General features: G+C 43.4%; 24 protein-coding genes. 19 read left to right on the top strand and 5 right to left on the bottom strand.

All coding sequences use genetic code 11. The features are described from left to right. Nucleotides 1-116 precede the first annotated feature (116 nt). Genes DESYODRAFT_RS03585 through DESYODRAFT_RS03595 form a run of 3 tightly spaced genes read left to right on the top strand, consistent with a single transcriptional unit; the run spans nucleotide 117 to nucleotide 3632 of the window. Complete coding sequence (locus DESYODRAFT_RS03585; protein ID WP_007779519.1) at nucleotides 117-920, top strand: FAD binding domain-containing protein; 804 nt, start codon at nucleotides 117-119, stop codon at nucleotides 918-920. After that, nucleotides 905-1354, top strand: a complete 450-nt coding sequence (locus tag DESYODRAFT_RS03590) for a (2Fe-2S)-binding protein (RefSeq protein ID WP_007779522.1) — start codon at nucleotides 905-907, stop codon at nucleotides 1352-1354. Before DESYODRAFT_RS03585 ends, DESYODRAFT_RS03590 begins: the two co-directional genes overlap by 16 nt. A gap of 1 nt (nucleotide 1355) precedes the next feature. Beyond that, on the top strand, nucleotides 1356-3632 hold the full coding sequence (locus DESYODRAFT_RS03595; RefSeq protein ID WP_007779524.1) for a xanthine dehydrogenase family protein molybdopterin-binding subunit: 2277 nt from the start codon (nucleotides 1356-1358) through the stop codon (nucleotides 3630-3632). 184 nt (nucleotides 3633-3816) lie between these two features. Here DESYODRAFT_RS03595 and DESYODRAFT_RS03600 read toward each other — a convergent pair whose 3' ends face one another. Together DESYODRAFT_RS03600 and DESYODRAFT_RS03605 are read right to left on the bottom strand one after the other, a co-directional pair. Beyond that, nucleotides 3817-4230, bottom strand: coding sequence for a type II toxin-antitoxin system VapC family toxin (locus DESYODRAFT_RS03600; RefSeq protein ID WP_007779526.1), 414 nt, complete (start codon nucleotides 4228-4230; stop codon nucleotides 3817-3819). Continuing rightward, on the bottom strand, nucleotides 4214-4441 hold the full coding sequence (locus DESYODRAFT_RS03605; protein ID WP_007779527.1) for a type II toxin-antitoxin system Phd/YefM family antitoxin: 228 nt from the start codon (nucleotides 4439-4441) through the stop codon (nucleotides 4214-4216). The genes DESYODRAFT_RS03600 and DESYODRAFT_RS03605 overlap by 17 nt, the downstream gene beginning before the upstream one ends. A gap of 275 nt (nucleotides 4442-4716) precedes the next feature. On the opposite strand from DESYODRAFT_RS03605, the gene DESYODRAFT_RS03610 reads away from it, so the two are divergent. Beyond that, on the top strand, nucleotides 4717-5061 hold the full coding sequence (locus DESYODRAFT_RS03610; protein ID WP_007779529.1) for a MazG-like family protein: 345 nt from the start codon (nucleotides 4717-4719) through the stop codon (nucleotides 5059-5061). Between the two features lie 174 nt (nucleotides 5062-5235). Next, entirely contained in the window at nucleotides 5236-5559 is a 324-nt protein-coding gene (locus tag DESYODRAFT_RS03615; RefSeq protein ID WP_007779532.1) for an AbrB/MazE/SpoVT family DNA-binding domain-containing protein, read from the top strand. Between the two features lie 303 nt (nucleotides 5560-5862). Here DESYODRAFT_RS03615 and DESYODRAFT_RS03625 read toward each other — a convergent pair whose 3' ends face one another. Further along, nucleotides 5863-6249 (bottom strand): LytR/AlgR family response regulator transcription factor, encoded by a 387-nt coding sequence (locus DESYODRAFT_RS03625; protein ID WP_007779539.1) that lies wholly within the window; start codon nucleotides 6247-6249, stop codon nucleotides 5863-5865. Between the two features lie 151 nt (nucleotides 6250-6400). Between DESYODRAFT_RS03625 and DESYODRAFT_RS03630 the strand changes: the two genes are divergently transcribed. The 5 genes from DESYODRAFT_RS03630 (at nucleotide 6401) to msrB (ending at nucleotide 11167) form a co-directional block, all read left to right on the top strand. Then, nucleotides 6401-6730: a helix-turn-helix domain-containing protein gene (locus DESYODRAFT_RS03630; RefSeq protein ID WP_007779542.1), complete on the top strand. Its 330-nt coding sequence runs from the start codon at nucleotides 6401-6403 to the stop codon at nucleotides 6728-6730. A gap of 740 nt (nucleotides 6731-7470) precedes the next feature. Continuing rightward, nucleotides 7471-8487 (top strand): uroporphyrinogen decarboxylase/cobalamine-independent methonine synthase family protein, encoded by a 1017-nt coding sequence (locus tag DESYODRAFT_RS03635; RefSeq protein WP_007779546.1) that lies wholly within the window; start codon nucleotides 7471-7473, stop codon nucleotides 8485-8487. Between the two features lie 147 nt (nucleotides 8488-8634). Further along, nucleotides 8635-9480: a DegV family protein gene (locus DESYODRAFT_RS03640; RefSeq protein WP_007779548.1), complete on the top strand. Its 846-nt coding sequence runs from the start codon at nucleotides 8635-8637 to the stop codon at nucleotides 9478-9480. 279 nt (nucleotides 9481-9759) lie between these two features. After that, nucleotides 9760-9933, top strand: coding sequence for a hypothetical protein (locus DESYODRAFT_RS27895; protein WP_007779551.1), 174 nt, complete (start codon nucleotides 9760-9762; stop codon nucleotides 9931-9933). Between the two features lie 271 nt (nucleotides 9934-10204). After that, complete coding sequence (gene msrB, locus DESYODRAFT_RS03645; protein ID WP_007779553.1) at nucleotides 10205-11167, top strand: peptide-methionine (R)-S-oxide reductase MsrB; 963 nt, start codon at nucleotides 10205-10207, stop codon at nucleotides 11165-11167. A gap of 166 nt (nucleotides 11168-11333) precedes the next feature. Here msrB and DESYODRAFT_RS03650 read toward each other — a convergent pair whose 3' ends face one another. Continuing rightward, nucleotides 11334-11642: a zinc-ribbon domain containing protein gene (locus DESYODRAFT_RS03650; RefSeq protein ID WP_007779554.1), complete on the bottom strand. Its 309-nt coding sequence runs from the start codon at nucleotides 11640-11642 to the stop codon at nucleotides 11334-11336. Between the two features lie 216 nt (nucleotides 11643-11858). On the opposite strand from DESYODRAFT_RS03650, the gene DESYODRAFT_RS03655 reads away from it, so the two are divergent. Both DESYODRAFT_RS03655 and DESYODRAFT_RS03660 read left to right on the top strand, forming a co-directional pair. Continuing rightward, nucleotides 11859-12509, top strand: coding sequence for a potassium channel family protein (locus DESYODRAFT_RS03655; protein WP_007779556.1), 651 nt, complete (start codon nucleotides 11859-11861; stop codon nucleotides 12507-12509). Nucleotides 12510-12551: 42 nt separating this feature from the next. After that, a complete protein-coding gene (locus DESYODRAFT_RS03660; RefSeq protein WP_007779558.1) occupies nucleotides 12552-13886 on the top strand; it encodes a TrkH family potassium uptake protein in 1335 nt (444 codons plus the stop codon). Between the two features lie 36 nt (nucleotides 13887-13922). On the opposite strand, the gene DESYODRAFT_RS03665 is transcribed toward DESYODRAFT_RS03660, so the two are convergent. Beyond that, on the bottom strand, nucleotides 13923-15341 hold the full coding sequence (locus tag DESYODRAFT_RS03665) for a Na+/H+ antiporter NhaC family protein (protein ID WP_007779561.1): 1419 nt from the start codon (nucleotides 15339-15341) through the stop codon (nucleotides 13923-13925). Nucleotides 15342-15492: 151 nt separating this feature from the next. On the opposite strand from DESYODRAFT_RS03665, the gene DESYODRAFT_RS03670 reads away from it, so the two are divergent. The 7 genes from DESYODRAFT_RS03670 (at nucleotide 15493) to DESYODRAFT_RS03700 (ending at nucleotide 22104) form a co-directional block, all read left to right on the top strand. Next, on the top strand, nucleotides 15493-15681 hold the full coding sequence (locus DESYODRAFT_RS03670; protein ID WP_007779563.1) for a hypothetical protein: 189 nt from the start codon (nucleotides 15493-15495) through the stop codon (nucleotides 15679-15681). A gap of 529 nt (nucleotides 15682-16210) precedes the next feature. Further along, nucleotides 16211-17611 carry a sigma-54 interaction domain-containing protein gene (locus DESYODRAFT_RS03675; protein WP_007779565.1) on the top strand — a complete coding sequence of 467 codons (1401 nt, stop codon included), beginning with the start codon at nucleotides 16211-16213 and terminating at the stop codon, nucleotides 17609-17611. 493 nt (nucleotides 17612-18104) lie between these two features. Continuing rightward, a complete protein-coding gene (locus DESYODRAFT_RS03680) occupies nucleotides 18105-18503 on the top strand; it encodes an FAS1-like dehydratase domain-containing protein (protein WP_007779568.1) in 399 nt (132 codons plus the stop codon). Beyond that, nucleotides 18500-18904, top strand: a complete 405-nt coding sequence (locus DESYODRAFT_RS03685; protein WP_007779571.1) for a MaoC family dehydratase — start codon at nucleotides 18500-18502, stop codon at nucleotides 18902-18904. Before DESYODRAFT_RS03680 ends, DESYODRAFT_RS03685 begins: the two co-directional genes overlap by 4 nt. 75 nt (nucleotides 18905-18979) lie before the next feature. Continuing rightward, entirely contained in the window at nucleotides 18980-20098 is a 1119-nt protein-coding gene (gene sucC, locus DESYODRAFT_RS03690; RefSeq protein ID WP_007779573.1) for an ADP-forming succinate--CoA ligase subunit beta, read from the top strand. Between the two features lies 1 nt (nucleotide 20099). Then, nucleotides 20100-20984 (top strand): succinate--CoA ligase subunit alpha, encoded by an 885-nt coding sequence (gene sucD, locus DESYODRAFT_RS03695; protein ID WP_007779575.1) that lies wholly within the window; start codon nucleotides 20100-20102, stop codon nucleotides 20982-20984. A gap of 340 nt (nucleotides 20985-21324) precedes the next feature. Further along, complete coding sequence (locus tag DESYODRAFT_RS03700) at nucleotides 21325-22104, top strand: enoyl-CoA hydratase/isomerase family protein (protein WP_007779577.1); 780 nt, start codon at nucleotides 21325-21327, stop codon at nucleotides 22102-22104. The last annotated feature ends 53 nt before the right edge of the window (nucleotides 22105-22157 follow it).

Here is a 22157-nt window from a genome sequence, read left to right on the forward strand (position 1 = left end):
ATACCGCTGGGCCAGATCCCAAGCGGCAGATTTCTCTCACCAATTTGAGCTGAAACCTGTTCGCTTGGGTTTATTTTTGCTGCAAAATGACTTAGAGCCATATGAGGAGGGGTCGCGTGTTTACCATATCGGATTTAGTTCAACCGGAAACCTTAGCAGAAGCTTATCAGATCTTGATGGATAAACGAAATAATACCATTCTTGGAGGCTGTGGGTTTCTGAAGATGGGTAAAAAGCGAATTAATAAAGGAATCGATCTTTCGCAACTTAATTTAAGTTATATCCTGGAACAGGATGGTTTTATTAAGATCGGAGCTATGACAAGTTTGAGGGAACTGGAAGTTCATCCCCTCTTAAAGGAAAATTTTAATGGGGTGCTTCCTAAATCCGTTCGTGACATTATTGGCGTACAGTTTAGAAACGGTGTCACTGTGGGAGCTTCAGTTTATTCCAAGTATGGTTTTTCCGACTTGATCACGGCTCTGTTATGCTTGGATACGGAAGTTGAGTTATTTAAGGGCGGAAGAATGCCTTTGGCAGACTTTCTTGCCAAGCCAATAGAAAAGGACCTTCTTGTTCGATTATGGATCAGGAAAACCATTCGTCAGGCAACTTACCTGAGTTTTAGAAATTCTGCCAGTGATTATGCGACCTTAAATGCGGCAGTCTCCAAGCTTGATAACCGCTGGACAATTGCAGTGGGCGCCAGGCCGAGTAAAGCCGCTGTTGCAGTAAGTGCTTCTGCTATGCTGGATCAGGAAAAACTGACGTTCGAAATGATAGAAAAAGCAGCCCAAAGAGCATCGGAAGAATTAACCTTTGGAACGAATACCCGGGGAACTGCTGCCTATCGTAAAGCCCTTTGCCAAGTGCTTGTTAAACGTGGAATAATGGAGGTAGCAGCATGCAAATCGAATTAACGATTAATAATAAAGCAGTTAAACGGGATGTTGGGAGTGATGAGTTTTTAGCGGATACCCTAAGATCTCATGGGCTCTTGAGTGTTAAAAAGGCTTGTGATACAAGCTGTTGCGGACTCTGTACAGTCTGGATTGATAACAAGCCGGTGCTTTCATGTTCCATTCTTTCTGTGCGGGCCCATGGCAAAAAAATCACAACTATCGAAGGACTTCCTAAAGAGGCCGAGGAATTTGCCCGCATTCTCAGTGCGGAAGGGGCAGAACAATGCGGTTTTTGCAGCCCGGGTTTTATCATGAGTGTTTTAGCTATGAAAAATGAGTTGGTTAACCCTACCGAGGAAGAGATCATTCACTATTTAACGGGTAATTTATGCCGCTGCACCGGGTATATGGGACAGCTCAGGGCGATAAAGACCTATCTGGGGGTGGCATAGGATGAAACGTGTCGGTCAAAGCATACGAAAAATTGATGGAATGGCAATTGCTATGGGCAAACCTGTCTATACTGAGGATTTAGCCATGGCTAATGCCTTAGTGGTAAAGATTTTAAGGAGCCCGCACGCTTATGCTAAAATTACGTCTATCGATATTTCTAAAGCAGAGAGCTTAGAGGGGGTAGAATGCATCCTTACCTATAAGGATGTTCCCAACCAACGATTCACCTTAGCTGGTCAATCCTATCCCGAACCTTCACCCTATGATCGTCTCATACTCGATCAAATCGTTCGTTATGTAGGGGATGAAGTGGCTATCATAGCAGCGGCGGATGAAAAAACAGCGCTTCTGGCGATGAAAAAGATTAAAGTTGAGTATGAAGTAAGGGAGCCTGTCTTGGATTTTGAGCAGGCCGTAGGGCATTCCTCGGTCGTTCATCCGGAAGAAGACTTGAGCTTTAACTTCGATATTGGCCTGCAGAAGGACCAGAATATTACGGCCTCCTATCATGAAGAAGCAGGAGATGTGGAAGAAGAATTCCAGCGTTGCGCCGTGGTGGTGGAAGATGTCTATTATCCGCAGGCTCAAGCCCATACTATGATGGAAACCTATCGGTCCTTTACTTATCTGGATCATATGGGAAGGCTGGTCGTACTCAGCTCCACACAAGTTCCTTTCCATATTCGCAGACAATTAGCACGAGCGCTGCGAATCCCCGCCACAAATATTAGGGTAATCAAGCCTAGAATCGGCGGCGGATTTGGGGGTAAGCAAACTGGGGCTGGAGACGTCTTTGCGGGCATTGTAACCTTAAAAACAGGCAAACCGGCGATGATCATTTACGATCGGAAAGAAACCTTCAGCTGTACCACAAGTCGTCATGCCATGAGATTAAAGGTTAAATTGGGTGCTGACCATGAGGGCTTTATCAGAGCGCTTGATATGGAGGTTTTATCGGATACCGGAGCCTATGGAGAGCATGCCCCAACCGTTTTAAGCTGTGTAGGTCATTACACTCTCCCGCTTTATAATAAAACCAGAGCAGTACGGTTTGATGGAAAAGCTGTGTACACCAATAAAATGCCTGCCGGAGCTTTTAGAGGATACGGAGCGACTCAAGGTACGTTCGCTTTAGAATCAACGGTAAATAAATTAGCAGAACAATTAAAGATGGACCCTACGGAAATTCGTTTGAAAAATATTAGTAAAGTCGGAGAAACCTTTCTCACAGGTCAGGGAGTTATGCTTGGCAGTTCGTCTTTAGACCGGTGTATTGCTAAGGGTAAAGAGTTAATTGGCTGGGAAGAGAAATTTCCAAGCCGGGATGCCGGTAACAATAAAGTGAGAGCGGTTGGTATGGCGATTACAATGCAGGGCTCGGGGATTGCTGCTATTGGGACTGCCTCTGCTGAAATCCGCTTAAATGATGATGGAAACTTTACCCTTCTTACCGGGGCAACCGATATGGGAACGGGATGTGACACTATTCTCAGCCAAATGGCCGCAGAGATTTTAGAGATCCCGATGGAGAAGATGATTGTTAATGCGGGCGATACGGATACTTCCCCCTATGACCCGGGTTCTTACGCTTCAAGTACGACCTATGTAGCAGGAGGTGCAGTCGTAAAGGCAGCAGAGGAGCTAAAAGGGAAACTGCTTGAGCAAGGTGCAGCATTTTTGGAGGTTTCCTTGCAAGACGTTGAATACGATGGCTCCGTGGTCCGCACCTTAAGCGGGGACCGGGAGATCAGCCTGGCTAAGCTGGCGGAACTTACGGTCCTGGGCACGGGAAATCTTCAGTTGGTGGGCTATGCCACCCAAGGGTGTGAAGTATCCCCTCCGCCATATGTCGCAGGCTTTGCTGAGGTGGAAGTTGACCGGGAGACAGGGAAAGTAGACTTAATTAACTATGTGGCAGTTATCGACTGTGGTACGGTAATTAACCCTAATCTTGCCCGTATACAAGCCGAAGGAGGCATCGCCCAAGGAATTGGCATGGCTCTCTATGAGCAGGTAAGATATGATGAAATAGGCAGGATGGCAACGAACAGCTTTATGCAATACAAAATCCCTACTCGCAAGGATGTGGGGAAAGTTCGTATAGAGTTTGAAGAGAGCTTTGAACCTACAGGTCCCTTTGGAGCGAAATCAATAGGGGAAGTCGTGGCGAATACCCCGCCGCCTGCCATTTCTCACGCGATTTATAATGCCGTCGGAGTCAGAGAGCATCATTTGCCGATCACACCGGAAAAGGTCTTCTTAGGGATGCAGAAATAAGCAATAAGGTAATAACTAAAGTTAAAGTTTTGGCTCCCCTGCCAGGTAGGGGAGCTTTTATACTAAGTCGGACATCCATGCCGTTACGTAGTTAATCACTTAAAAGACAGAAAAGACAGGGGGACGGTTCTCCTGTCTTCTCTAAATGACAAAACTTATGCTCAGTCGCGACCGGAAGTCCGAGTTAAAAGTAATTAGTAAGGAAGTCATCAGGGGAAATTGCTTTAACTGGTGACTCAGCAAAGTCTTTCAGATTGCGAGTAATGATTAACTCAATTCTCCTGCGTTTGGCACAAGTTGCTAATAAGGCATCTTCATAATCATCCATTGGTAGACCGAGTGCCTTTTCACAATCACTTTTTGTAACGTCAATAACTTCAAATATGTTAAAAAAATTAATAAGCATTTCTTTTGCTCGATTACTATCATGATAATCTCTTTTAAGAAAATAGTAGATATCAGTTACGGAGCTTGTAGTAATTGATGCATTCAACTTTTCGCCTGCAACAAGAAGTAAAATCTTTTCTGCGGAAGCGTTGAAAGGTATACGGTTTAGCCCCGCATCAAGAATAACATTTGTATCAATCAGTACGTTCATATTTCTTTAACCTTTCCTCTCTCGACTGTTCGACAGAAATATCATTAGAGAGAGAACCAAAAAATGACTTCATAAGCTCCACCTTATCTTCTTTTAAAGGAGTGAGTTTTGCAATACCCTTTCCATTCTTCGTGATGATAATTTCCTCATCATTAACGAGTGTTAAATATTTTCCAATGTTTGTTTTAAATTCAGTCGCAGTAATAAGCATTCAAACCACCCCTTGTCCAGACTATTAGATGATTTCATTATACCAAAATAGCACAATGATACAAGTGTAAATCGTGCGATTTCATGTAGAGGAAAGTGGCTTCCTGTCAAATTAAACATTTCCGCTAACCCCCAGGCCTTTTTATCGATTCTGCAAAATGCCCATGATGACGATAGACAGGAGAACCGTCCCCCTGTCCCCTTGATGGGTTTTTGGAACAAGTATATAATAGCTTAACGATCAGATATTATTTTTAGATCAGGAGGCATTTTAAAGTGACTGGGTATAATGAATTATCAAGGGAAGGGCAACTAGTTTCCAAGACTGTGACACTTCCCCGTTTAAATCGCTTAAGTCCTTCTCTGGAAAGCACCGCCTTAAAAATTATGGAGGAATCAGGAGAGTTGGCGCAAGCAATCGGTAAACTGAGGGGGTTAAGCGGAGAACGACAACGGTTGGAAGAAGAGGATGCCATGCAGATGGTTGCCCGGGAACTGGTCGATGTAGCTCAGACCGCAGTCACAATGATGTTTGTCCTAGAAGAGCAATACGGCATTAATCTGGAAGCTATTTTAAAAGAACATTTAGAAAAACTACGTAATAAGGGATATTGTGATTAGGATCTAACTTAGGATCTTAGGACGAAAAACGAAGTCTGAATAGCTTTCAGGCTTCGTTTTTGACAATTACCCAGAAACGTGTCCGATCCGTTATGCTGAGTACTTGCAAAATATGATTAAACCGATTAAAGTATAATTGTAGGAAATTCCGATTTTCAGAAAGAGGGAATTTTTGTGTTAAACGTTGCTCGAAGTAAAAAATCATTCGGAATAGTGCAAATGAAGAAAAAAGCAGCTCTTACAATACCAAAAGAGGTTCGACAGGCACTCCGATTAGAGGACGAGGGCGAGATATTTGAAATGAGCATCGAAGATGGGAAAATCATTCTTGAACCAAAGGCGCTCATACCTAAAGACCAACAATGGTATTGGACAGAGGAATGGCAAGTTGCCGAACATGAAGCTGATGAGGATATCAAAGAGGGACGGTACACCTCATTTGATAACCCCTTAGACGCGATCAAATATCTTGAGGATGGCAAGCGCGATGAAGATTAGTTTCACACGACGCTTCATTCGCTCTTATGATAAACTGCCCAGGAATATTCAAAGCCTTTTTAATGATAAATTACACCAATTCATGGATGATTGGCGGCATCCATCATTTCGCATTCACGAGTTGGGCGGAACTGACAAGGTGTGGTCAGCTAGTTTGAATATGAGTATTCGCTTTACTTTTCGATTCGAGAAAGACTCTAATGGAATAGTTGTATGCGTAATGAGAAATATAGGCGATCACAGTCACACAATGAGATCACCTTATTAAACACTTCGCGGAACGACAAGTTTCGCCGAGTAATATTACGTTTTTTCAACGAGAACCTTGTCCAATATAGCGCCAATGCACTCCAGGGTACCGGGTTTGTATATTACTTGTAGAGGTTGGACCTGCCTGAATTGCTCGTGATTATCTTCAGATGTCACAAACACTATGTTGCATGCTGACATGGAATCGGATTGCCGTATTTGTTTGGCGGTTTCGAGGCCGGTCAGCTTTTTCATGCTGTTATCAAGAAACAGAAGGTCAAAAACCATGACATGCTTTTTAAGTTCTTCGAGAAGCTCTTCACCGCTGCCAAACTGGTGAATATCAAATAAAACCCCTTTTTCATTTTCATATAAATGAATGAAGGCCTCCAATAGCTTGCGACACAACGGCCTGTCATCGCAAATCCCGATCGTAAACAAAATATCCTCCTCCAAAGCCTATTTTAATACAATTAAAAAGGTATTTTACCCATTATATATCCATAAAAATACAAATACAAGTGTATAAATACCTTCTTGCTTTGTTAAGAATACTATTCATACTTGATAAAGTTAAAGAGGGTGATAAGATATGGAGATAAGTTACAAAGAACTAGGAGAACGGATTGCTAAACGTCGCAAGGTATTGAACCTGACCCAGGATGACGTCGCGGAAGCCACGGGACTTAGCAACAACCACATTTCCAACATAGAAAACAACCACTCTATTCCGAGCATCGAAACATTGCTTAAAATTTGTAATGTCCTGGACATTACACCGGATTACTTCCTGCTAGGTATTGTCAGAGACACGAATGACAGCCTACATTCTCAAATTAGTCAAAAAGTCAAGCTGTGCGATAAGAAAAAGCTGGAACTAGTTGATCATTTTATAACTTGGCTAATTGATGAAACCCTATAGTTTCTGAGCTTTTAGCCATTTGCTGTCTTGTGATGTAAGCTCTACGATTCAAGAAGATATGGTCTTGTTTCGGGTTCAAATTCGGAATCGATTCCGAATTTGAATTACCATGGTCAGAGGCGGGCCAGTTTTTTATCCTATAAGAGCGGCCCTTGGGCCGCAATGACAACTGCCATCGGCAGACATGCATTTCCCGTCTGGCGGGCATTAATGCAGGGGCGGATCATATAAATCGGTAGTTGTTGAATCAGGTCCGTCCGTGGTGCCGGAGCGTAAGTGTATATGTGCTGCCCAGCGTTGTGGCAAAGATCAGCCGCAGGGTCTTCTGCTGGGTATTTGCCATGCCAATCCCTCCTCACCTTTATGCTGGATTTTGACCGGCCAAACCATGGTATGTGGTATTATCTTATGCACCTTGTCCGGCAGGGGTTACTCTTGTCCGGGGGCATTGATGACAAAATAAGGGCAAAGCCGCAAAGTGCCTATGCGCTGACGGGCTTGTCCTTATTTTTGTCACAAGTGAGGGCTTGGACACATAGGCCATGGGTAAGGTTGTTCAAATTCGGAATCGATTCCGAATTTGAGCTACACACAGGCAATTATCCTCCTGGAAAGGGACCAAGCCCTTATATTTATTTCTCTTTCGTGATTCTAGTCACGATTAGACAGCCTGGGTCTTGATATAATTTGAGAAAGGAAATAGAAAAACTATTCTGACTAAGAAGGAAGGAGGTTGTATAATGCTTTCAGGTCAAGCTTTAACAACCGCCATGGGTATTTTACCTCATACAAATTTGCCGGAGGCTCAGAAATTGGCTCTCAGTTTGGATATTCCCTTTTGGCCTCAATTACCGCGTTTTCGATTTAGAGAAGATATGTATGCTCAATTCGCCGAGCATCTTCCGGGGGTTATTGTTGATGAAGAAAACCAAAGGCTCCATTTTTCTCATGAACGCTTTACACAGGAACTTGATGAATATCTGGAGGCCAGCGGTGACCCCGATTACTTTGCTTTATCTGAAGAATCATCAGCGGCTTTTAATGGATTTTTGGCGCAAGATTTATCTTCCTATAAGATGGTTCACGGACAGACTGTTGGTCCGATTAGTTTTGGACTTAAAATCTGTGATGAAGAACGAAAACCAATGATTTATAATGATTTTGTTCGAGAAATACTTTATGATTTTCTTGCTCATAAGATAACCTGGCAATATAATCAATTAAAACAAGTTCACCCTAACCCCTTTGTTTGGTTGGATGAACCGGGATTAGAAATGATTTTTAACTCACTTAGCGCTTATACTTCGGAAGTAGCTCAAATGGAATACAGAGCTTTCTTATCTAAACTGCCTGGACCGAAGGGAGTTCATCTATGCGGCAACCCTGACTGGTCTTTTCTGTTAAAAGCCGACATTGATATTCTTTCAGTCGATGCTTTTAGCTGGGGACACATTTTTGTGCGCTATGTTGATGAGGTAAAAGAATTTTTGGATCGCGGAAAAATAATTTCATGGGGAATTATTCCTACCTTGACCAGCGAATTAAGTATGGAGACCACCGAATCTCTAACTAATCGTCTGCTTGATCTATGGAAGTTTCTAAATCAATACGGACTGGACGATGGTTTAATCTTTGATCGTTCCTGGTTAGCCCCATCCCGCTGCTGTCTCATTAATAGTGATGGGACTGCAAGCATCGACCATTCCTTTGCACTGTTACGGGAAATATCCCAAAATCTGAGGTCGAGATTTGTGTAACTGATCAGGCGTGCAGAACAAAGTTGGAAACCACCTTCCAGCTTTGTTTTTATTTTTAAAATTTCTTTTCTAAGAGTGGAGGAATTTAGCGTATTTTAACGAATCCTTGAAAATAGATAGGAAATAGTATCAAACGGAGGGTTCAAAATGAAAAGGATTGCCCTGGTAACAGATAGTACGGCTGACCTGACGGAGGACGTAAAAAAGGATTGTAATATTCATGTAATTCCCCTCAAAGTAAGGTTTGGAGAGCAGGAGTATACTGACGGAGAGCTAACAAGTGAAGACTTCTATCGGCGTTTAATGGAAGGGAAGATCCTCCCGAAAACATCCCAGCCTACTCCGGAGGAGTTCAGCCGTTTATACAGCAGGTTACTGGAGGAATATCAAGAAGTTATCTCCGTTCATATATCATCGGCCCTGAGCGGTACGTTCAATGCGGCATATCTGGCAAAAGAAAAATTTAAAGAAAAAATCCACCTCGTAGATTCCAAAACCATTAGTCTAGGTTCAGGGTTAATGGTTTTGGAGGTGGCTAAGAATATTAAAGAAGGTCAGGATGCGGCCTGGATTCTTGAAAATCTTAAGAAGGTCAGAAAGAACGTAGAAACCCTATTTACCTTAAATACGCTAGAATTCCTGCAGAAAGGAGGGCGCATCGGAAGGGTTCAAGGTTTCATGGGGTCACTTTTGAATATCAAACCAATTATCAGGGTCGGGGATGACGGTGTATACCATACCTATGGAAAAGCACACAGTCAGAAGAAGGCTTTAGATAGTGTTGTCCAGGCTTATCATGATTTAACAAAAGGAAGAAAACCGGTCCGTTTGGTAGTGGCTCATGGTGCTGCTCAAAAAGCCGGCATATATCTGAAGGAAGCGTTAGAGTATGCTTTTCAACTGCCGACGACTGTCTTTACACAAGTTGGGCCGGTTATTGGAGTGCACACGGGCCCTGGAACAGTGGGGGCTGCGATTCAGTTCGAACAATAACAAAATAAGAACCCATGGGACATTAAATCCTGAGGGTTCTTTTCATACTGTCAGAAAGTATAAAACTTACGTTATTATACTTTCTAAGCATAAGGGCAACTAAGGCTGCCGCCGCGCCTGCGGCTTGGTGCCAGCCAAGTTTTCTTTATACTATTTAAAAACTTTGCTAATATAAATTATTAAGAGGATAATTTGAGCGATAAAGGTTAGAGATGGGAACAAGCGGACAGGGGAACGGAACGAATGGCTAATTGGATCGGTTAGAAGGGGTGGTGCATTATGGACTTTTTGACGTTAGGGATTGCTGTCGGAATTATACTATTGTTGGCTTATTGGTCGGGAAGACATCGTCTCAAAGCAAAGAAGAAGCAGCAGAAACCAAATTCAAAAGTATCAAAAATCTATCCTTTAGCAAAAGCAAAGAATCAGACAAAACTACGCAGAGTAAAATAGTGTTGGCAATAAAAACTAATAGAGAAGCCCTCGTTCACCAAATGACGAAGGGCTTTATAGTTTAACGATTCTATATGATTTGTGCTGCTTGTTGTAGAACTTGAGTACTTTCTGAGCAACTTATTTAAAATAAATGAGTATGTTTATTGAATTATATCAAACAATAGTATAGATAATATAATAAGTTCTAAGGAATTGGTGCTTTTATCTCAATAGGACGGAAATGAGTACTAGTGATTAAATGATTACGAATAGAATGTGAGGAAGAATCATGGATAATATCGAATACCAACTTGCTACCTTTGCCGGAGGCTGTTTTTGGTGTATGGTAAAACCATTTGAGGAATTGCCTGGTATTCTTAAAGTTTTATCAGGTTATACTGGGGGGACTCAGGAGAATCCGACGTATGAGGATGTTTGCACTAAAAAGACAGGACATTATGAAGCCGTGCAGGTTTCTTTCGACCCCCATGCCGTATCCTACACCCAATTGCTGGAGGTTTTTTGGAGACAGATTGATCCTACTAATCCTGGAGGGCAATTTGTTGATTTAGGTCAACCCTATAGAACAGCAGTTTTTTATCATAATCAGGAGCAAAAGAGCTTAGCCGAAAGGTCAAAAGAGGCCCTTGAAAAAAGCCGAAGATTCAAGGATCCTATCGTTACAGAAATTTTACCGGCTACAGCGTTTTATCCTGCAGAGGATTATCACCAAGGCTATTATAAGAAATTTCCTTTAAGATATGGTGCATATCGCCAAGGGTCAGGACGGGATACTTTTATTAATGAACATTGGAGTGCGGATAAGGAAAAAGAACTATTGAAATCTAAACTAACAGCGATACAGTTCGATGTTACTCAAAATCAAGCTACCGAACCCCCTTTTCAGAATGAATACTGGGATAATGATAGAGAGGGGATTTATGTGGATGTGATAACTGGTGAGCCCCTTTTTAGTTCCCGAGATAAATTTGATTCGGGGTGTGGGTGGCCCAGCTTTTCTAAACCTATCCAGCTGGGAGTGGTTAAAGAAAAGACGGATTTTAGTCATTCAATGTGGCGGACAGAAGTTGTGAGTACTAAATCCGAGGCACATCTTGGACATGTCTTTAATGATGGTCCCTTGCCTACCGGATTGCGATACTGTATCAATTCGGCTGCTCTGCGTTTTATTCCTAAAGAAGAACTGACGAAAGAGGGTTATGGGGATTATCTTAGTTTTTTGAATCAATAAGGCTATAAAATCAATAAGACTATAATAAGAATCAAGGATTTTTTGAACGATACAGCCTTCAAGGTCTTAAACCGGGGAGGTTTTTATTTTTTAAAAGACTTGAATATTAGTGAGGATTGGGAAAGGAAAACCTCCACAGGTGTTTTAACTGTGGAGGTTTTCTTTTCTACCAATTGTTGCGTGGAGTCGATTGGAAGCATTCTCTGCAATAGACCGGCTTCTCACCTGAGGGCCGAAATGGTACTGTTGTTTCTTTTCCGCAGGAAGCACAGACGGCAGGAAACATTTCGCGTTCCTGACGGTTATTGTTATATCCGCCGGAAGACCTGGTCTGTGCCTTTTTAGCAGCACGACATTGAGGGCATCTTCCAGGCTCGTTTGTAAACCCTTTATCAGCATAAAACTCCTGTTCCGACGCTGAAAAAACAAATTCCTGACCGCAATCCCGACAAGTTAGAATCTTGTCACTAAACATAAAAACACCTCTTTAGCTCGTAGTGGATATCGATATCATTTCAGGAGAGGAACATAGAGTAACTTCTTGATAATGCACATCGATGATATAGAGTATAACCATAGTTTGGTTTTTTTATCATGCATATTGTCTGGCAGGATAAATAGATAAGGTTCTTTTGGACAAATTAAGAAGGATTTTAGATCTGACAAATTATTTTCCTGGGGGGATAAATGAATGCGCAAACAATTTGCGGTGATTGGGCTGGGAAGATTCGGGACTAGTGTGGCTAAAACACTCACTGCCTTAGGGCACGAGGTTCTTGCCTTAGATAAAAATGAACATGCCGTTCATGACATAATGAATGATGTTACCCAAGCGGTACAGGCCGATGCCCGCGAGGAGGAGACTCTTCGAGCTTTAGGAGTTCGGAATTTGGATGTAGCTGTTGTCGCCATGGGGGATGATCTGGAAGCGAATATACTTATCACTCTTATGCTCAAAGAAATGGGAATACCTTATGTTGTTGCCAAAGCCCAAACGGCTCAGCATGGGAAAGTATTGGAGAAAATCGGAGCCGATAAAATCGTCTATCCGGAAAAAGATATGGGGATCCGCCTGGCTAACAACTTAATTAGAACCAATATTATGGATTTCATAGATCTGTCCTTAGATTACAGTATTTTTGAAGTAATTGCTCCGGCCAAGTTTGTTAATCAATCCATAGGGACTTTAAGGTTAGGCGCAATTTATAAAATTAATGTGGTAGCCATCAAACGAGGTATGGATCAGATTCTTATTGCACCGGGTGCCAATGATGTCATTGAAGAAAAGGATATTTTGGTGATTGTTTGTAATAAAAAAGCGCTTTTACGTTTACCTGACTAACCATAGAATAAAGCAACAGTTACGACCTTGGAGGAAAAGGTATTGAACAGATTTGGAAGATTAATGACTCCCTCTCGAATTTTAGTGATGGGGTTTATCTTGTTTGCAATATTAGGGAGTACGCTCCTTACTTTAAGCATTTCAACAAAGGATGGCGGGGGCTTGCCTTTATTAGATGCAGTTTTTACGGCAACCTCGGCACTTTCTGTTACGGGATTAGTGGTTGTAGATACTGCGGCAACGTTTACGATTTTCGGACAATTAGTCATTCTCTTCTTAATTCAGGTAGGCGGAATTGGTTTTATGACTTTTGCGGCAATGTTTGCGATTATGTTGGGGAGGAGAATCACCCTCAGGGAGCGTTTATTATTAAAAGAAGCTTTGAATCAAGTGTCAACGGAAGGTGTAGTACGTTTGGCTAAGTCTGTTATCTCATTCTCTTTCATCATTGAGGCTGTGGGATGCTTGATTTTAACCCTGCGTTGGGCGGGTGATTTAGGCTGGGGCAATGCTCTGTATTATGGAGTTTTTCATGCCGTCTCAGCCTTTAATAACGCAGGTTTTGCCATTTTTGGCCAATCCTCTAATCTGATGTCTCAAGTGGAGGACCCTGTGACTAATAGTGTGATAATGCTGATGATAATTTTAGGAGGATTGGGTTTTACGGTTTTAGCCAATCTTTATACTTATCCCAAAAAGAAATTAACCCTGCATTCCAAGACAGTCATGAAAGTTTCAGGATTCCTTATTGTTATTGGCGCCGGAGTTATTTTTTTGTTGGAAATGACCAATCCCCTCACCTTAGGGGGCCTTCCTGCGGGAACAAAAGTCATGGCTGCATTTTTTCAGTCCGTGACCCGGACTTGCGGATTTAATACGGTTGATATTGCCAGCATGAGGGATACGACGCTGCTGACCATGATGGTGCTAATGTTCATCGGGGCTTCTCCTGCATCAACGGGAGGGGGAATTAAAACTACGACGTTCCTGGCCATAGTTTTATCAGTCTTGAATACCTTTCAAAGTCATCCCCATGTTGTCTTAGGAGAGCGGACCCTTCCTAAGGCTGACATTCAGAAGGCTTGGGCAATTACGGCTTTGGCAATTTTTATGACCTTCAGTATGACGTCAATTCTTACAATAACTGAAAGTGCTGATGTGTTTGTCTTGCTGTTTGAAGTAATCTCTGCTTTAGCAACCGTGGGCCTTTCTTTAGGAATCACACCGGAATTGTCGGCAGCCGGCAAAGTAGTCATTATTGTCTCTATGTTTATGGGGAGAGTCGGGCTTTTGACCTTAGGATTCTTTCTTTCCCAGAGAGCAGAGAAGTCAGCAGCCGATTTTAAATATCCGGAAGAGCGGATCTTAATTGGCTGATTTCCTGGATTGTATGGGCTTCAGAAGAGTCCCCCCTCAAATAAAGAATGATGCAACTCCAAATAAAATAGTGGTAATTCCGGCGGCAATTAATGAGGGCATTAACTTAGACCGGGCATACTCCATCACTGGCAGGTCAAGGATCGCACAGAGGGTTATTGAATTATCACTTAAAGGGGAGGCGAAAGCTCCAAAGGTGCCGCTGGCAAATACCGCTCCGATGACAAGAATAATGTCAGATCCTGTTTGATGGGCCAGGGTAACTGCTAAGGGCATTAACATTCCCCAAGTTCCCCATGACGAACCAATAAAGTAAGCCAGTAAGCTTCCTAAGATAAAAACAACAGGTGCGATAAAGGCCGGCGGGATAAAACCAGCCAAATTTGAGGCGATATAGCTTGAGAAACCCAGATCTTCCGAGACTGCCGATAAAGCCCAAACTAAAGTGAGCATAACTATAACCGAGACTAACTCATTTCCTCCGTCGATGAAATGATTGACTAATTTGGAGATCTTGTAGCCTTGCATAAAGAAAAAAGCTAAGGCCAAAATCAAGGTAATAAATAAAGCCTCAAGCATGGCTGCCAAGGTATCAGCTTGTACAAAAGCATCAAAAAAGTTGGCTGCTTGAGTATGACCATCCCACCAACTTAAGAAGACGGTCATTATTAAGACCATACTGAGGGGTAAGAGAAGGTTGAGGGGTTTACTTGGAACCTCCTTTTCAAAGGCCTGCAGACATTTTTGCAACTCTTCTTCTTCTTTTTGGGCATCAGAGTTCTCGGATAAATCGATGCTCATCCCTGCACTCATTTCTTTAAAGAAGCTATAGTAAATTCCTATTCCGATGATGACAAGGGAGAAAAAATTAAAGGGTATGCTCTGAATGTAAACACTATAGGGGGATTCATTAATGCCAACTTGCCGCAGTGCCGTCCCTATCAAAGACACCATATAGCCCACAAAAGCAGTTGCTATAGGTACAAGTGCAACAACTGGATTTGAAGTGACTTCAATCATGAACCCAATTTTCTGAGTAGAAATCGGCAAGCGTTTTTTTAAAAGTTTCATGATCGGAGCCACGGTTACAATTCGAAAGTTGGGATTATTAAAGGTTCCAATGGTTGAAAGCCAGATAAGCAGCATAGCGGAGCGTTTAGTTTTTACTTTACGCCCCACTAGGTCAACAAATCCTTTGATTCCTCCGGTTATCTTGGTTAGATTAATAAGTCCTGCAAAAACATAGAGAAAGATGATTATACGAAGATTATTGGGTTTAACCAGGTTGTTGATAAGGTAAGAGATCAGAGTTTTAATTCCGCCCAAGAGATCGGGCTGGAGGAGGTAGCTGCCTAAGAGTAAACCTGCAAATAATCCTGGCTGAACCTGTTTAGACAGAATGGCTATAGGAATGACTACCAAAAAAGGCAATAGCGGAATCCATGAAACGTCCATACCTGTTCCTGCTTTCCATGTGGTTTATGATTATATATTATCTCACGAATGGCCATGATATATTTAGAAGCGGAAGGAATCGGCTTGTTTTCAGCGAATTGTATTAAAGTCATTGGTATTCTCTCAAATTTACACAGGTAAGGAGATTTTAGTGTTGGAAAGACCACAAAGCAATCCTAGTCGTATGGTTGTTATTGAAGACAAAAAAAGTGGAGAGCGTTTTCTTGTTGATCTCTTAAGAGGCCAAACTTATGACAAAGAGCAATATATGAAGATCACTTATGAAGTACCTCTAAAGAAGGAATTCTGGGATTTGCCACGCTTAAGCAAGTCAAAATGAAATTTTTTCAGAAGAGTCGCCCATGCCGCTGCGCAGCACCAGCAGAGGATGAAAATAGATCCTTTGGGTCGGGCGGCTTCGTCCACATCCGCTCACCGCAGCACTCCGAGGCTGGCCCACTCGCCGGTGCGGGACTCCGCCAAACCTCAGGGTAGTACCTGATGTGAACCTGTGGCTACGTTTCTCCGCACCGTCTTGTGGGCTTTTACCGCCTCTCCATGCAAATGGGTTCGCTTCTGTGGACGAAGCTGCCCTGCTTGCGGGCCTAGGGACTCTTCTGCATGTCTTTTGTGGGTCTTAATTGCAATAGGGCAACATAGACTTATTTTAGGTAACCGCAAGTAAGAGGCAGAGGGTTTTGGCTAAGGGTTTCTCATCCGGCGGGAAGCATGAAAAAGGGATCTCCACTGAGTAAGAAGGGTTTGGTATAAATAGTTTGAATGTTTAAAATATTTTGTGTTTGGCTTTACTTAAAACTCTGTGCCCTTTATAATGTTTTCATAAGATGCTGGAAAATGAGGGGATAAATATGAGTGCCGGAGCCCATGCTGTCACAACTAGTATTATTCCGCAATGGAATCGTGAACTCTTATTTGAAATCCTGGATAATATCCATGATGTTGTACTTGTCATCGATTCAGATACCACTATCGTCTATGCCAACGAGGCTTATGCAAGAATTTTAGGGGTACCTGTTGCCAAAGTTCTGGGTCGGAGGCTGGATGCAATTGAACCTGATTCTCCGACGATTAAAATGCTCCATACAGGGAAACCGAGCAGAGGTAATGGTTATTTGGAATCTCTGAATATTACTGTAGTGGGCAGCTCTTTTCCCCTGTATAATGGGAAGAACATTATTGGGGCAGTTTCGATCTTCAAAAATATTACAGAAGTAGTAGAACTTAATCGTGAATTACAGCAGACTAAGGGTGTAGCGGACTATTTGAAAGAACAGCTTGAGCAATGGGAACATCTCCCTATGTCCTTTAAAGAATATGTAGGGCAAAACAGTCGTTTGAAGGAAACCTTGGTGCTGGCAGCCAAAGTGGCCCGAACTGAAAGTACGGTGTTAATTCTTGGGGAAAGCGGCGTTGGCAAAGATGTTCTGGCCAGGGCTGTTCATAATTGCAGCCGGCGCAAAGATAAGCCCATGATTAAAGTGAATTGTGCCGCAATACCCGAGGATTTGATCGAAAGTGAACTTTTTGGCTATGAAGAGGGAGCGTTTACCGGAGCTAAAAAAGGCGGCAAACTTGGCAAGTTCGAAATAGCACACGGCGGTACCATTTTTCTTGACGAAATAGGGGATATGAGTATAACCATGCAGGCTAAATTATTGCGTGTATTGCAGGAAAAAGAATTTGAACGTGTTGGCGGAACAAAGACGATTAAAGTTAATATACGGGTGATTGCGGCAACCAACCGGGATTTGGAAAGCATGATAGAAAAGGGTACCTTCCGTCATGATTTGTACTACCGGCTGAATATAGTGCCTCTCGTTCTAACTCCGCTTCGTGAACGGAAAGATGACATTCTGGAACTTTCCAAGACCTTCCTTAAGAAATTTTCCCGTGAATTAGGTCATGAACTAAATCTGTCTTCACAGGCGGAACGGTTTCTTCTAAAATATGAGTGGCCCGGCAACATACGGGAATTACAGAACGTGTTGGAGCATGCAAGCATTGTTTGCGGCGGTACAACGATTGAAGTGCGTCATTTGCCCGCGCATATTATTCCGACAAATGATGAACGGGCGAGCGTTGAGGAAAAACCCTATGATGTGAAGGAAATCGTGGGCAGAATGGAAAAGGAATTAATATTATCTGCCTTAGCTACATATAACAATAACCGTACTCAAGCTATGAAAGCCTTAGGTATTTCCCGGCGGGCTTTTTATGATAAGTTGCGTAAATATGGTATTGAAGACTGATAAGTCTATTTAAAAACTCTAAGAGGGTGTGTCTTTAATGAAAGATGCATCCTCTTAGTGTTTTTGCCGGCTCCGCGGAGGATATTCTCTTATGGTTTTATTGTGTTTGCTGGAATAGCTTGGGCAGAAAAATAAGCTGATTAAAGGATGGCTCATTTGGCACGATATAATAAAAGTAAACAATCGCTGAAAAATTGATGTATGTAATCTATACATTAAAGATTCGACTATGATAGAAAATGGACAATCCAGGAGGGAAATCACAGCGACGGAATGAGTAATGGAAGTTGTCACGCACTACAAGGACGTTAACGTTAATATACAGACCAACAAGAAACGGAATCATTGTCAGGAATTAAAAAGCTTTGGCATAGTTTTTGCAATATTATTTAATGATGATGAAAGTCAGCTCATGAGCCGGTGATTTGCAGAATTCCATAGTGAGAGCTGAATACAAGTTGATCGGTCGCGATGATTGGAAAGGAGGAAACATATGATTGGCAAAGAATTGATTGGCCTTGAGACTGAGCCTGTCCAATGGCAAATTCAGCCTGAGCTGGGGCGAAGGTTTGCCGAGGCCATTGGGGTTCCGTTCAGCGATCAGCTGCCCCCGACCCTGGTGTGTACATTAAAGCAGGCCGGTTTTCCCGGAATTCAATTACCTCTGCCCGGAATGATCCACGGAGAACAAAAGATTACTTACCATCGTCAGCTCAGAATAGGCGAGACCCTTACCTATCAACGGCGCATTGACGATGTTTATGATCGTGTGGGTAAGCTTGGTAAGATGAGGTTTGTTGTTCTGGGGACAAAGGGGTATGATAAGACGGGTGAGTTGGTTTTTTCTACCAGAACCACGCTGATTGCCCCGGCAAAGGGGGAAACCGAATGAGGAGCTTACTGGATTATGAGGTCTATTATAGGCTTCCTGTCCGGGAGTGGGTGCCAACCCATGTGCAAATACGCCAGTATGCGGAGGCTTCAGGGGATTTTAATCCCATTCACTTGGATGATAATTACGCACGCCAAGTGGGGTTAGGGGGAGTGATAGCTCATGGGATGCTGACCATGGCGCAGCTGGCGGCTATGCTCTCGGATTGGATCGGCTCCGAGGGGACGATCAGTGAACTTGAGGTTCGTTTTGAGCGCGTGGTTCGTCCGGGCGACATGGTTAAGTTCTATGGATTTGTTAAAGCAAGAATGGAAAATAGCTTAATTTGTGATTTAGAGGGGATCAACGACAAAATGGAGAGGGTCTTATCAGGGTCAGCCAGGATATCGGTTAACCCATAAAGCGTAAACATAACCCTTATGCTTAAGGCTGCCGCAAGAGGTTGGCGGGTTAATTGAGAGAGGAGTGATCGGAAAGTGAAGTTGTTCGAATATATGGGCAAAGAGATTTTTGCCAGGTTCGGACTTCCGGTGCCGAAAGGGAGAATGGCTGCTACCCCGGATGAGGCAGCTCAAGCAGCGGAAGAAATAGGTGGGCCTGTGGTCATTAAGTCTCAGGTTCTCTCAGGCAAACGGGGAAAGGCCGGTGGGATTAAGTTTGCCAATAATCCGCAAGGCGCCAAAGAAGCAGCCCAGGAACTATTGAGCATGACAATCCAAGGTCTTCCGGTAGAGATTCTCCTTGTGGAAGAAAAGCTTCAAATCGATAGGGAGCTTTATTTGGCAATTACCATTGATTCAGCAGCTAAACAACCGGTACTTATGGCCTCAGTCTATGGAGGTATGGATATTGAAGAGGTTGCGGATGAACATATCATAAAAAAATACCTTGATGTGGAACTGGGAATGCAAAACTTCATGGCGAGTGATGTGGTGAGAAGCCTGGGTATCCCTTTGAACAGTCCTCATGGTAAAGAATTGGTCAAAGTCATTAATTCCCTGTACGAACTTTTTATCCGGAAGGATGCAGAACTGGTTGAAATCAATCCGCTGGTGATCAGTAAGGGGCGGGTTATTGCCGCTGACTCCAAGCTAACCATTGATGACGAGGCTCTCTATCGTCAAGCAGATCTGCCCCGTGCGGAGGAACGTACCAAAGCTGAAAAAGCCGCCCACGACCTGGGTCTTTCCTTTGTCGAATTAGACGGAGATATTGGAGTTATGGCCAACGGCGCAGGTATTACCATGGGAACCTTAGATACGATTACCTATTATGGCGGCCGGCCGGCCAACTTTTTGGATGCCGGCGGCGGAACAGGAACAGAAGGGACAGCTAAGGCCCTGGAACTTATTCTATCAAGAAACCCCAAGTCAATTATCATCAATATTTTTGGCGGAATTACCCGCTGTGATGATGTCGCAAGCGCCTTGGCTACGGTCAAGAAGACCAGAGGTATCCCGGTTCCGGTCGTCATTCGTCTGGTTGGTACAAACCAGGAAGCCGGAAGAGTCATTCTTAAGGATATTGGTATTGAGGCCTATGATTTCATGCAAGATGCAGTTAAAAAGGCAGTTGAGCTGGCGGGGGGGAATTGATTTGGCTATTGTAATCCATGAAAGCACAAATGTTTTAGTCCAGGGCATAACAGGTAAACAGGGTGTCTTTCATACCCGGCAAATGCTGGCCTACGGCACCAGGATTATCGCCGGTACTTCTCCGGGAAAAGGCGGAACCGTTATTGAAGGTATCCCCGTTTATGACAGTGTTCGAGCAGCATGTGAAAAGCATAGGATTGATGCCTCCGTCATCTTTATTCCGGCTGCTTATGCTAAAGATGCCGCTTTAGAGGCCCTTGAAGCGGGTATTAAAGTTGTTGTGGTGGTTACCGAACACATCCCGGTTCATGACGAAATGGTGATTGTCGCCTATGCAAAGCGTTTAAAGGCTGTCGTGATCGGACCCAATACATTTGGTATTGTGTCTTCAGGAAAATGCAAAATGGGCATTCCGCCCAATCAGTTCTTCATACCGGGATCTGTGGGAGTTGTAGCCCGCTCCGGAACACTGACTTACGAAATTGTCGGGAACTTAACAGCCCAAGGAATCGGACAATCGACGGTTCTGGGTATGGGCGGGGATCGGGTCGTTGGTCTTACCTTCGTGGATGTGTTAAAGCAATTTGAGCAGGATCCGGAAACTAAGGCAGTGGTTTTAATCGGCGAAATCGGCGGTAACGCGGAAGAAGAAGCTGCCCGGTATATCAAGGAGATGACCAAGCCTGTGGTTGCCTATATCGCAGGCAAGAGCGCACCTCCCGGAAAGCGGATGGGTCATGCCGGTGCCATTATCGAGCGGGGCAAAGGAACCTATGAGGGTAAAGTAAACGCTTTAACTCTTGCAGGGGCGAGGGTCGCGGAATTGCCTTTTGAAGTGCCGGAGATTGTGAAAGAAATACTCGATAAGATGAATGCTCAAAAATGATAAGTGTATTAATTGTATACATTTTCTGGCCGGGATGGAGCAGATGTATATTTTGTATACATAACTGATGATTTTTCCTTCTTAAAATATGCCCCTGGTATTATCGGGATTTATAAAAAAGGATCATTATTAATAAATAAGGGTTAAGGGTTTATTTTAAAAAGTGTGTATTTTCAGGCTATTCCGGGAACAGAATTTGATCCTTGCAATACGTCTTCGGCAATTGGCATGGTTCTTGTATGTAGAAAGGTATGTAAGCTTTTCGGAATATTCGGAGAAGGTTAAGTCCTAAGAGTAAATTTCAGGTAAGACAAATAAGTATTTGAGGAGGTAAGAAAAATTGGCTTACGAAACAATTCTGGTAGAAATCGAAGAAGGAATTGCCACAATCACTCTCAACCGGCCCGAGGTACTAAACGCCCTTAATAGTCAGGTCTTTAATGAATTGGGTGAGGCTGCTGCTCAGTTAACGGCTGATCAATCAGTCAGGGCAGTGATTATCACGGGTGGAGAAAAGGTCTTTGCAGCCGGGGCTGACATTAAACAAATGGCTTCAGCAACAGCAGTGGAGGTATCTTCAAGTGTCAGACCCTCAATGATAGCCTTCAATCGAATTGAAAATATGCCCAAACCGGTCATTGCGGCAATTGCCGGATATGCCTTGGGCGGCGGGTGTGAACTTACCTTAACAGCCGATGTGCGTATCGCCGCCGAGAATGCTCAGCTTGGCTTTCCGGAAATAAAGCTGGGTATTTTGCCGGGCGGTGGAGGAACACAGCGGTTGCCCCGGCTGATTGGCCCCGGCAAAGCAAAAGAGCTGATTTTCAGCGGTGATTTTATCCCTGCAGAGGAAGCTTTGCGGATTGGTCTTGTGAATAAAGTGGTACCTGCCGGCCAGTTGTTAGCTGAAGCCAGGAAGATGGCCGGGAAATTTGCGGCCCGCGGGGCTGTAGCTGTTCAAATGGCCAAATCCTGCATTAATGAAGGATTGCAGATGGATCTGGACCGGGGCTTGCAGTATGAACACAAATGCTTCAGCCTATTGTTTGCAACCGAAGATCAGAAGGAAGGCATGCAGGCCTTTGTTGAAAAACGCAAACCTAACTTCAAGGGGAAATAATCTATCTCTGACAAGCGGGAGATTTTTTATCATAACTAAGCTAAGAGGAAGTG

The organism is Desulfosporosinus youngiae DSM 17734 (genome assembly GCF_000244895.1).
GTDB classification, from domain to species: Bacteria; Bacillota; Desulfitobacteriia; order Desulfitobacteriales; family Desulfitobacteriaceae; genus Desulfosporosinus; species Desulfosporosinus youngiae.